Annotated in this window: 7 protein-coding genes; 3 read left to right on the forward strand and 4 right to left on the reverse strand. The window is 64.2% G+C overall.

The genetic code is table 11. The features are described from left to right. Nucleotides 1-365: 365 nt before the first annotated feature. The 3 genes from YY7_RS0147640 to YY7_RS0147650 form a co-directional block, all read right to left on the reverse strand. A complete protein-coding gene (locus YY7_RS0147640) occupies nt 366-1946 on the reverse strand; it encodes an alkaline phosphatase D family protein (protein ID WP_035692992.1) in 1581 nt (526 codons plus the stop codon). Between the two features lie 232 nt (nt 1947-2178). Next, on the reverse strand, nt 2179-2529 hold the full coding sequence (locus YY7_RS0147645) for a hypothetical protein (protein ID WP_035692994.1): 351 nt from the start codon (nt 2527-2529) through the stop codon (nt 2179-2181). A 243-nt stretch (nt 2530-2772) separates the two neighbouring features. Continuing rightward, nucleotides 2773-6243 carry an indolepyruvate ferredoxin oxidoreductase family protein gene (locus YY7_RS0147650; RefSeq protein WP_028169155.1) on the reverse strand — a complete coding sequence of 1157 codons (3471 nt, stop codon included), beginning with the start codon at nt 6241-6243 and terminating at the stop codon, nt 2773-2775. 191 nt (nt 6244-6434) lie between these two features. Between YY7_RS0147650 and YY7_RS0147655 the strand changes: the two genes are divergently transcribed. Together YY7_RS0147655 and YY7_RS0147660 are read left to right on the forward strand one after the other, a co-directional pair. After that, complete coding sequence (locus tag YY7_RS0147655) at nt 6435-7235, forward strand: SDR family NAD(P)-dependent oxidoreductase (RefSeq protein ID WP_028169156.1); 801 nt, start codon at nt 6435-6437, stop codon at nt 7233-7235. Between the two features lie 294 nt (nt 7236-7529). After that, nucleotides 7530-7754, forward strand: coding sequence for a hypothetical protein (locus tag YY7_RS0147660; protein WP_028169157.1), 225 nt, complete (start codon nt 7530-7532; stop codon nt 7752-7754). 89 nt (nt 7755-7843) lie between these two features. Here the strand turns inward: YY7_RS0147660 and YY7_RS0147665 are convergent, their stop codons facing one another. Continuing rightward, a complete protein-coding gene (locus YY7_RS0147665) occupies nt 7844-11026 on the reverse strand; it encodes an efflux RND transporter permease subunit (protein ID WP_028169158.1) in 3183 nt (1060 codons plus the stop codon). Between the two features lie 294 nt (nt 11027-11320). Between YY7_RS0147665 and YY7_RS62460 the strand changes: the two genes are divergently transcribed. Next, nucleotides 11321-11508: DUF4372 domain-containing protein (locus tag YY7_RS62460; RefSeq protein WP_155255562.1), on the forward strand; the 188-nt coding region annotated here is incomplete at its 3' end.

Genomic DNA, 11508 nt, shown 5'->3' on the forward strand with positions numbered 1-11508 from the left:
TCACGTCCACCGCATCTCACCGCAACGTTCGTGACGATCGCGAGCCGCCCCTCATCCGCCGTGAGACGCGCGGAGTTAAATCACTGATTTGCCCGACGGCGAAAGCGGAATATTTTTCGCAGCACGGCTGGACAGACTTTGGGCTGATTTGCCCGTCGAGTTGATTTGTCGCACCCAAAGCATCCACATCGTCATTGCGATCAGAGCGAAGCAATCCATAGCGCCACTTGTGGAGACGTGGATCGCTTCGCGGAGCCTGTCGTCGGGCGCGCGTTCGCGCGACCCGTTGGCTCGCAATGACAAGGGGCTGCAGCCGGAATGGATTCCGGGCTCGTCCTTCGGACGCCCCGGAATGACGGAGGGAGTCAGATGTGCTCTGCCATGATCTCGCCCGGCCGCGCATCCGGCCGTGGCTCGATATCGACCGACCAGAGATCGCGGTTGTCGACGTCCTTCAAGGTCACCGTCATCACCCCGGTCGGGCCATCGATGTCGACGCGACCGAAGAACTGCAGGCCGAAGCAGGGAGCGAGGTTGTCGCCCTGCTCCGCGCTGCAGCCTTTCTGATACATCGCTTTGGGGCCGAAGGTGTTGTCGAGCACGCCCGGCGACCAGGTGCCGGCGTGCAGCGGGCCGGAGACGAATTCCCAGAACGGCTCGAAATCCTGGTAGACCGCACGGTTCGGGTCGTAATGATGGGCCGCGGTGTAGTGCATGTCGGCGGTGAGCCAGACCGTGTTGCGGATGTCGGCGCACTTCATGAAAGACAGGAGATCGGCGATCTCGTGCTTGCGCCGCTCCGGCGAGCCGTCGCCGAGCGCGACCGCATCCAGGCTGACGAGGCCGATCGGCAAGTCCGCGGCGATCACCTTCCAGGTGGCGTTGGAGGCGACCAGCTCGCGCTTCAGCCAGGCGAGCTGCGCCTTGCCAAGGATGAAGCTGTCGCTGTTGCCATCGCCTTTATTCCACGTGGAATCGCGGTAAGAGCGCATGTCGATGAGGAACACGTCGAGCAGCGGACCATAGGCGATCTTGCGATAGACGCGGCCGTCCTGCGCGAGGGTAGCGCGCATCGGCATGAATTCGTGAAACGCGCGCCGCGCCCGCGCCACCAGACGCGAAGAGCCGTCCTCGGCATAGCCGGTCTCATCAGCGCTGCCGATCGGCGACCAGTCGTCGGCGACCTCGTGGTCGTCCCATTGTGCGAACATCGGCACTTCCGCATGGAAGGCGCGGAAGTTTGCGTCACACCAATTGTATTTGTAGTTGCCGCGAAATTGCGCGAGGCTCCTGGCAACCGTCGACTTCTCTTCGGTGACGATGTTACGCCAGAGCGTGCCGTCCGGCAGCCGCAACTCAGATGGCACCGGGCAATCGGCGTAGATGTGGTCGCCGGAATGAATGAAGAAGTCGGGACGGTTCGCCAGCATCGTGCGGTAGCTGCGCAGGCCGCCGCGGGAGGGATCGATGCCCCAACCCTGCCCCACGGTATCGCCGGACCAGACGAAGGAGATCGATTGGCGCGTCATCGGTGCCGTGCGGAAACGGCCGCCCCTCGCCTCGCCCGCAAGCCCATCGGACGATTCAAAGCGCACGCGATAGAAAATGTCCTGTCCCGGCGGCAGGCCATCGATGAGGAGCTTTGCGGTGAAGTCGGTTGAAGGCAGCGCGTCGCTTGAGGCCGCGCGCAAAATGGTCTTGAAATTCTCGTCGGCTGCGCATTCCACCTGCATCCGCGCGGCCCGATCGACACGCGACCAGATCACAGCGGCATCATCAGAGACGTCACCCGATTGAATCCCGCACCGAAGCTGCGGGCGATCGGCGGCGCGGCTGAGATAAGGCTTTGCGAGAGTGCCGAGACTTGCGAGTGCGGCGGTCGAGCCTGACCGGATCAGAAGCTGGCGCCGGGTCAGGCCGCGCCTGGCGCGTGTCGCAATCGCCATCAGGCAGGATCTCCGTCGAATCGCGACGAAGGTTGCCTGCGCTGCTTGACTCCCAGCCTACGGTTTTACGTCAGGTGGATGACTCGTGAAAACGCGCTGGTCATGCCCGGGCTTGACCCGGGCATCCACGTCTTGCAGCCGCGCGCGCTCTCGTGGATGGCCGGGTCAAGCCCGGGCATGACGGAGAATGTGTGCGCCAGTGGTGCTCTTAAGACTTTGTCGGGCGCGCCCGTCAGCGCCAGTTGCAGATGCCGCCGGAGCGGCAGGGCCAGGTCTGGATGCGGGTGTCGCGGGCCTGGGCGTCGAGGGGGTTGCCGTGGCGGCGGGCAAGCTTGGCGCGGGCGGGAACGCGCCGCTCGGTGCGCACCGACCGCTCAGGCACAGGCGCAGCACGCGCGGCCCTGACCCTTTTCGTCTCTACCGGCTTCGGTTCCGCGACCACGTGTGCAGCATCATTGTGATCGCTTTTGGCTTCGACGGGAACCGGTGCGAACTCCGTCGGCGGACCGAGCCGCTTAGGCGACAGCACGGCCTTGGAGAGGTCGAGATTGAAATAGTCGCCGGGGCGATAATCGTCCGCCATCGCCGGGACGCTCAGGACCAGGGCGGCGGTGGCAACGGCGGCCAGAACTGCATTTCTGGAGCTCACCGAACGCCTCCGAAATGACTCCAAGTGGACACGCCCATCATGTAGGAAGCCGGCCGGACAATTCCAGCCGATCCTGTGGGCACGGTTACCGATCAACGAAAACAATGGCCGCAGGTTGCTTCCTGCGGCCCAAGAATAGGCTCAAGAATCAGCCCAAGCACCGGACCGGATCGGAACCTACTCGGCCGCCTGCGCGACCGGCTGACCGATCGCAGCTTCGAGCCGCTGGCACTCCTGGCGATAGCGACCGACGTTCGCTTCCTTGACGTGGCCGTAGCCGCGTACCAACTCCGCAGCCTTCGCCAGCGCCACCAAGCGCGGCAAATCGAGCGGCTTGTTGCCGAGATGGCGCAGGATCATCGCCGAATATTCGCCCGGCAGCGCCCGCTCCATCCGCCGCTCGGCGGTGTAGCCGAAGATATCGAACGCGGAACCACGCAAGCGTTTCAGCCGCGCCAGCAGCCTGAACGCGCTGAACACCCAGGGCCCGAACTCGCGCTTCTGCAGATGTCCGGTGACCTTGTCGCGACGCGCGAACAGCGGCGGGGCGAGCAGCACCTTCAACCCGGGCTCGCCGTCGAACTGCTCCTTCAACGCCCTCGCGAATTCGCCATCGGTATAGAGCCGTGCGACCTCGTACTCGTCCTTGTAGGCCATCAGCTTGAACAGGCCTTTTGCAAACGCCTCCGTCAGCTCATGTGCGCCGGGGGCCGCTGCCGTCTCGGCGGCCCGCACCCGCGCGACGTCGGCGAGGTAACGCTGCGAATAGGCCTCGTCCTGATAGTCGGTGAGGAACTTGGCGCGGAAGGCGATGGTCTCGTCGAGCGTGCGCCGTGCCGGCGCCGCGCTCGACGTTTTGAAGCGCGCGGCGCTGACGACGCGCGCCAGGTCGTGCGCGGCGAGCCGGCCCCATGAGAAGGCCATCTTGTTCATCTCGACGGCGGCGCCGTTCAGCTCGATCGCCTTCATCAGCGCCTCCAGCGACATCGGCACCGCGCCGCGCTGGAAGGCGAAGCCGAGCAGGAAGGCGTTGGTGGCGATGCTGTCGCCCATCAGCGCGGTGGCAAGGCCGGTGGCGTCGAGGATGTCGAGGTCGGACGAGGTGACGGCCCCGCTCAGCGTGTCACGCATCGCGCCCGCCTCGAAATCGAGGTCGGGATTCATCACGAAGCTCGCGGTCGGCAGCAGGTCGGCATTGACGATCGCGCGCGTCACGCCGCGTTCGGCCCGGCTGAGCGCCGCGACGCTGGTCGCGACCACGATGTCGCAGCCGAGGATCAGATTGGCGCCGCCCGCGGCGATGCGGACGCTGGCGAGATCCTCCGCACGCGGCGCAAGGCGGACATGGCTCATGACCGCGCCGTTCTTCTGCGACAGGCCGGTGAAATCGAGCGTCGAGCAGGCGAGCCCTTCGACATGGGCGGCCATGCCGAGCAGCGCGCCGATGGTGATGACGCCGGTGCCGCCGATACCGGTGACGAGAATATTGTAGGGGCCGGACAGCGCCTGCGGCTTCGGCGTCGGCAAATCCTTAAACAGTGCCGACGGATCGGTAGCGGCGCGGTCGGCCTTGCGCAGCTTGGGATTGTGGACGGTGACGAAGCTCGGGCAGAAGCCCTCGATGCAGGAGAAATCCTTGTTGCAGTTGGACTGGTCGATGCGACGCTTGCGACCGAATTCGGTCTCGAGCGGCTGCACCGAGACGCAGTTCGATTGCACCGAGCAATCGCCGCAGCCCTCGCAGACGCGCTCGTTGATGAAGACGCGCTTGGGCGGATCGGGATAGAGCCCGCGCTTGCGGCGACGCCGCTTCTCGGCCGCGCAGGTCTGGTCGTAGATCAGGACCGTGAGGCCGGCGATGTCGCGGAGCTCGCGCTGTACGGCATCGAGCTCGCGGCGGTGATGGATGGTGGCGCCAGTGGGGAAATAGTTGGCGGGATATTTGGTGGGATCGTCGGAGACGATGGCGATGCGCTTGGTGCCTTCGGCGGCGACCTGATGCGCAATCTGCGACACGTTGAAGCTGCCTTCGGCGGGCTGACCGCCGGTCATCGCGACCGCATCATTATAGAGGATCTTGTAGGTGATGTTGACGCCGGCGGCGGCCGCGGCGCGCAGTGCGAGCAGGCCTGAATGGGTGTAGGTGCCGTCGCCGAGATTCTGGAAGACGTGCTTCTCGTCGGTGAACGGCGCCTGCCCAATCCAGGCCACGCCCTCGCCGCCCATATGCGAGATGGTGGCGGTGCGGCGCGCCGGGATCGACAGCGCCATGCCGTGACAGCCGATGCCGGCCATGGCGCGGCTGCCTTCCGGGATCTTGGTCGAGGTGTTGTGCGGACAGCCCGAGCAGAAATAGGGCGTGCGCTGCAGTTTTGCGGCGCCGATGCCCTCGGCCGGCCGATCGAAGGCCTCCAGCTTGGCGAGGCGTTGCTCCAGCATCGGACTGCGATGGCCGAGCCTGCGCAGCCGCGCGACGACAGCGGCAGCGACCATGGTCGGCGTCAATTCCCCTTCGCTCGGCAGCAGCACCGCGCCGCTCTCGTCGCGCTTGCCGACCACCGACGGCCGCCTGGAAGCATCCACATTGTAGAGGATGCGGATGAGCTGGTCCTCGATGAAGCCACGCTTCTCCTCGACCACGAGCACGTCCTGCAATCCTTCGGCGAAGGCGCGGGCGCCGGATTCCTCCAGCGGCCATGTCAGCGCGACCTTGTAGATGCGAAGACCGAGCGCTTGCGCCTCGGCGTCGGTGATACCAAGCTCAGCCAGCGCCTGTCGCAGATCGAGATAGGCCTTGCCGGTCGCCATGATGCCGAGCCGCGCCGGCTTGGAGTCGAGCACGATGCGGTCGAAGCGGTTGGCGCGGGCAAAGGCGGCGACGGCCTGCATCTTCGGGCCGTGCAGGCGGCGCTCCTGTTCGAGCGGCGCATCCGGCCAGCGAATGGAAAGGCCATCCGGCGGCATCTCGAAATCATCCGGCGTGATGATCCGGATGCGGTCGGGATCGCTGATGATCGAGGCCGAGCTCTCCACCGTCTCGGAGATCGCCTTGAAGCCGACCCAGCAGCCGCTGTAGCGCGACAAGGCGAAGCCAAGGATGCCGAGGTCGAGATAGTCCTGCAGCGTGGCCGGATTGACGACCGGCATCAGCGCCGATGCGAACACCTGCTCGCTCTGATGCGCCAGCGTCGAGGACTGGCAGCCATGGTCGTCGCCGGCGAGCGCGATCACGCCGCCATTCCGCGAGGTGCCGGCGGAATTGGCGTGCTTCAGCGCATCGAGCGAGCGGTCGACGCCGGGTCCCTTGCCGTACCAGATGCCGAACACGCCATCGACCTTGGCGCCCGGAAACATGCCGACCTGCTGGCTGCCCCACACCGCAGTCGCGGCCAGATCCTCGTTGAGGCCAGGGACGAAGGCGATGTCGTGCTGCTTGAGGAAAGATTTCGCCCGCCACAATGTGTGGTCGTACATACCGAGCGGCGAGCCGCGGTAGCCGGAGATGAAACCCGCTGTGGTGAGTCCCCGCGCACGATCGCGTTCGCGCTGCAGCATGGGAAGCCGCACCAGCGCCTGGGTACCGGAAAGAAAGATGCGTTTGACATCCAACCGGTACTTGTCGTCCAGGCCAACTTCCATCAGCGACATGCTTCGCTCCCCGTTCGTGCAAGCTTTTATGGCTGCATAAAATGCACCGTTTTGCTATGCGTTGAAGGGCCTGCATTCATGGCCTGACAGCATATCTCCCGCCCCCTTGCCGGCCCCGCGCATCTTTGAAACGCTATCGTCAACGGGGAGAACCCCGATGGACAAGAACGAAAAGCGGGAGTGAAGCAGAGATGCGCCTTCAAGATCGTGTCGCCATCGTCGTCGGCGCCGGCCAGAGTCCCGGCGAGGGCATCGGCAACGGCCGCGCCACCGCGCTCACTTTCGCGCGCGAAGGCGCCAAGGTGCTGTGCGTCGACCACCATTTCGAATCAGCGCAGGAGACCGTCGACATGATCGCGGCGAAGGGCGGCACCGCTGTCGCCTTCAAGGCCGACGTGACGAAGAACGCCGAGATCAAAGCGATGGTGGCGGACGCCCATCGGCGCTGGGGCAAGGTCGATATCCTGCACAACAATGTCGGCGTCAGCCTCGCAGGCGGCGATGCCGAACTGCTCGAGATCAGCGAAGAGGCGTTCGACCGCTGCGTCGCGATCAACCTCAAGAGCTGCATCCTCGCCGCCAAGCATGTGATCCCGATCATGCGCGCGCAGAACAGCGGCGCCATCATCAATATCTCCTCGATGGCGGCGATCACGACCTACCCTTACGTCGCCTACAAGGCGACGAAGTCGGCGATGATCGCCTTCACCGAACAGCTCGCCTATCAGAACGCGCAATACGGCATTCGCGCCAATGTGATCCTGCCCGGCCTGATGAACACGCCGATGGCGGTCGACACCCGCGCCCGCGAATTCAACAAGAGCCGCGCGGAAGTCGAGGCCGAGCGCGACAGCAAGGTGCCGCTGCGCCAGAAGATGGGCACCGGCTGGGACGTCGCCAACGCCGCGCTGTTTCTGGCGTCAGATGAAGCGAGCTTTATTACCGGAGTAACCTTGCCTGTGGATGGCGGTGCCAGCGTACGTCGCGGTTGATCTCGAAAGCCGCCGCAGCCCGGGTGCAGCGCGAGCGTAACCCGGGACTGCTTGTGAATGTGGGTGCAGATGCACCGGGCCACGCTGCGCTGCACCCGGGCTACACGTCAGAAGTGCTGCTGTATCATCTGGTTAAGATTCAATGGATGGCTTGAAAATATTGAAGAATTCCAGCCACACGATGATGTGACGGTCTATCCCCGTAATTCGAAATCCTGACTCGTTCTGGTCGCATGTTCTTCACGAGCGCTGGGTAATACGCACCCCGTCGATGGTTAACGAATCCGAGGGACCATGAACGACGAATTCGACTACGAGCTGACGACGGATCAGTGGGAAGTTCTCAAGGCGTTGCGTGCACCTGCAGCAAACCCTTCGAGAATAAGCAGGTTTGCGGTCGATAGCCTGATCACGCTGGGGCTCGCCGCGATGCGGGGCGATTCGCTTGCGTTAACGCCTGCCGGACGCAAGGTGCTGGTGCGCGGCTCGTCGAAACTGCTGCAGGACCTCGCCGCTTGAGGTGAGGACCGCAGCGGGATGATTTTTCCTCGAAACCATCCCGCTTCATCTTTTTGTAATGCGTGATCACGCTCCGGGCCCGCGCGGCGTCATGCCGCGTGGGCCTTTGTTGGAATGGTCGCTTCGCCGTGATGCGTCAGCGGCTTCATGCCGGTGGCGCTGCGGAGCAACACATAGAAGACCGGCGTCAGGAACAGACCGAAGATCGTGACGCCGATCATGCCGGAGAACACTGCGACGCCCATCGCGCGACGCATCTCCGAGCCGGCGCCGGTCGAGAGCACCAGCGGCAGCACGCCCATGATGAACGCCATCGACGTCATCAGGATCGGGCGAAGCCGCAAGCGGCTCGCCTCGATCGCGGCGCGGATCGGCGAACGTCCGGCGAATTCCAACTCGCGCGCGAACTCGACGATCAGGATCGCGTTCTTCGCCGACAATCCCACCAGCACGATCAAGCCGATCTGGGTGAAGATGTTGTTGTCGCCGCCGGAGAGCCAGACGCCGAACATCGCAGCCAATAGTCCCATCGGCACGATCATGAGGATCGCGAGCGGCAGCGTCAGGCTTTCATAGAGCGCAGCCAGCACCAGGAAGACCAGCAGGATCGCGAGCGGGAAGACCCAGAGGCCGGAATTGCCGGCGATGAACTCCTGATAGGTCAGGTCGGTCCATTCGAAGGCAAAGCCCGGCGGCAGCACTTCGGCGGCGATCCGCGTCGCCGCTTCCTGCGCCTGGCCGGACGAATAGCCGGGCGCCGCAGCGGCGTTGATGTCCGACGACAAAAAGCCGTTGTAGCGGATCGCGCGCTCTGGCCCTGCGCTCTGGCGGATCTTCAGCAGCGCCGATAGCGGCACCATGTCGCCGGAGGCCGAACGCACCTTCAACTGCCTGATGTCGTCGGCGCGGGCGCGGAACGGCGCGTCGGCCTGGACATAGACTGAGTACGTACGACCGAATTTGTTGAAGTCGTTGACGTAGTACGAGCCCAAATAGATTTGGAGCGTGTTGAACACCTCCGTCACGGGCACGCCGAGCTGCAGCGCCTTGGTGCGGTCGATGTCGGCATAGAGCTGGGGAACGTTGACCTGGAAGCTCGAGAACAGGCCGGCGATCTCCGGCGCCTTCGACATCGCCGCCATGAACGCCTTGGTCGCCTCGTTGAGCGCGTCATAGCCGAGGCCAGCGCGATCCTCGATCTGCAGCTTGAAGCCGCCGATGGTGCCGAGACCGTTGACCGGCGGCGGCGGGAACATCGCGATGAAGGCTTCCTGGATGCCGGCATATTTCTTGTTGAGCTCGGCGGCGATCGCATTGCCGCTGAGCGAAGCGTCCTTGCGCTCGTCGAACGGCTTCAGCGTCGAGAACACGATGCCGGCGTTGGAGGAGTTGGTGAAGCCGGAGATCGACAGACCCGGGAACGCCACCGAGCTTTCGACGCCGGGCTGCGTCAGCGCGATGTCGCTCATCTTGCGGATGACCTCCTCGGTGCGATCCAGCGTCGCGCCGTCGGGCAGCCGCGCGAAGCCGACCAGATACTGCTTGTCCTGGCCGGGAACGAAGCCGCTCGGCACCTGCTTGAACAGCACCGCGGTGACGCCGATCAGGAGCACATAGACGCCCATCACGGCGGCCTTGCCGAAGATCACCTTGGTGACGCTGCGGCCGTAATTCTCCGAGGAGCGCGTGAAGACGCGGTTAAAGCCCCGGAAGAACCAGCCCAGCCCCTTGTCCATGATCAGCGTCAGCCTGTCCTTGGGCTCGTGATGGCCCTTCAGCAGCAGCGCCGAGAGCGCCGGCGACAGTGTCAGCGAGTTGATCGCCGAGATCACGGTGGAGATCGCGATCGTCAACGCGAACTGCTTGTAGAACTGCCCGGTGAGGCCGGAGATGAAGGCGAGCGGCACGAACACCGCGATCAGGACCAGCGCGATCGCGATGATCGGGCCGGACACTTCCTTCATCGCCTGGTAGGTGGCCTCCCGCGGCGACAGGCCGGACTCGATATTGCGTTCGACGTTCTCGACCACGACGATGGCGTCGTCGACGACGATGCCGATCGCGAGCACCAGGCCGAACAGGCTGAGCGCATTGATGGAGAAGCCGAACACATGCATCACCGCGAAGGTGCCGACGATCGACACCGGCACCGCGAGCAGCGGAATGATCGAGGCGCGCCAGGTCTGCAGGAACAGGATCACCACCAGCACGACCAGCACGATCGCTTCCAAGAGCGTGTGCACCACCGCCTCGATCGAGGAACGCACGAACTGCGTGGGATCGTAGACGATCTTGAAGTCGACGCCATCGGGCATGTTCTTCTTGATCTCGGCCATGGTGGCGCGGACCTTGGTGGAGATATCGAGGGCGTTGGAGCCGGGCGCTTGGTTGATCGGGATCGCGACCGCCTGCTTGTTGTCGAGCAGGGAGCGCAGGCCATATTCGGAAGCCCCTAACTCAATGCGCGCGACGTCACGCAGCCGTACCACCTCGCCGCGCGCGCCGGTCTTCACCACGATCTCACCGAACTGCTCTTCGCTGGCGAGCCGGCCCTCCGCGTTGACGGAAAGCTGCAGGTCGATGCCCTTGACGCTGGGCGAGGAGCCGACCACGCCGGCGGCGGCTTCGACATTCTGCGCCTGGATCGCCCTGACGATATCGCTCGCGGTCAGGCCGTGCTCGGCGGCCTTCTGCGGATCGACCCAGACCCGCATCGAATAGTCGCCGGCGCCATAGAGCTGGACGTCGCCGACGCCGTCGATCCGCGCCAGCCGGTCCTTGACATTGAGCACTGCGTAGTTGCGCAAATACGTCATGTCGTAGCGGTTGTTCGGCGACAACAGGTGCACCACCATGGTGAGGTCGGGCGAGCTCTTCTTGGTGATGATGCCGAGCTGGCGCACCACCGCCGGCAGGCGCGGCTCGGCCTGCTGCACGCGGTTCTGCACGAGCTGCGTCGCCTTGTCGGGGTCGGTGCCGAGGCGGAAGGTCACCGTCAGCGTCATCGCGCCGTCGGTGGTCGCCTGGCTGCTCATATAGAGCATGTTCTCGACGCCGTTGATCTGCTCCTCGATCGGGGTCGCGACCGTTTCCGCGATCACCTTCGGATTGGCGCCGGGATAGGTGGCGCGCACCACGACCGAAGGCGGCACGACATCGGGATATTCCGAGATCGGCATCGCGAGCAGCGAGATCAGGCCGGCGAGGAAAATCAGGACCGACAGCACGCCTGCAAAGATCGGGCGGTCGATGAAAAATTTCGAGAGATTCATGGGTGTGCCCCCGCCTGTGCGGAGCCTTCCAATGCGATCAATTCAGGAGTTGGGGAGTTTCTCCTTCTCCCCGCACGCGGGGAGAAGGTCGGGATGAGGGGAGCTTCCGCAAACACGGTGAGAGATAGACTCGTGGAACGGTTCCCCCTCATCCGGATCGCATCTTCGATGCGATCCGACCTCTCCCCGCGAGCGCAGGGCTGTCCGGGGAATGAATCGCTATGTCGCAGTGCATGCTCGGCAAAACCGAGGCAAACCGGTCTTTTCTGGTTGTCGAGACACAGAAGGCCGAGCATGCGATTTCGCGGTAGCATTTTTGGGAAGCTCCTTGAACCGATCAGTCGACGGCGGTTTCAGACAGTTGTGGATGGTCTGGACGGGGATGGCTACGACAAGTCCTTCAAGAGCTGGGATCACCTGGTGGCGCTGATCTATGCGCAACTGAGCGGTCACGACAGTCTGCGCGGGGTGGAGGCGGGGTT

Origin of the sequence: Bradyrhizobium elkanii WSM2783 (assembly GCF_000472865.1) — a bacterium.
GTDB lineage: Bacteria > Pseudomonadota > Alphaproteobacteria > Rhizobiales > Xanthobacteraceae > Bradyrhizobium > Bradyrhizobium elkanii_A.

Excerpts from the sequence above, each read along its gene's own strand:
- YY7_RS0147655 (WP_028169156.1), top strand. The coding sequence starts at position 6,435 with ATGCGCCTTCAAGATCGTGTCGCCATCGTCGTCGGCGCCGGCCAGAGT.
- YY7_RS0147665 (WP_028169158.1), bottom strand. The coding sequence starts at position 11,026 with ATGAATCTCTCGAAATTTTTCATCGACCGCCCGATCTTTGCAGGCGTG.
- YY7_RS0147650 (WP_028169155.1), bottom strand. The coding sequence starts at position 6,243 with ATGTCGCTGATGGAAGTTGGCCTGGACGACAAGTACCGGTTGGATGTC.
- YY7_RS0147640 (WP_035692992.1), bottom strand. The coding sequence starts at position 1,946 with ATGGCGATTGCGACACGCGCCAGGCGCGGCCTGACCCGGCGCCAGCTT.
- YY7_RS0147660 (WP_028169157.1), top strand. The coding sequence starts at position 7,530 with ATGAACGACGAATTCGACTACGAGCTGACGACGGATCAGTGGGAAGTT.
- YY7_RS0147645 (WP_035692994.1), bottom strand. The coding sequence starts at position 2,529 with ATGGCGGACGATTATCGCCCCGGCGACTATTTCAATCTCGACCTCTCC.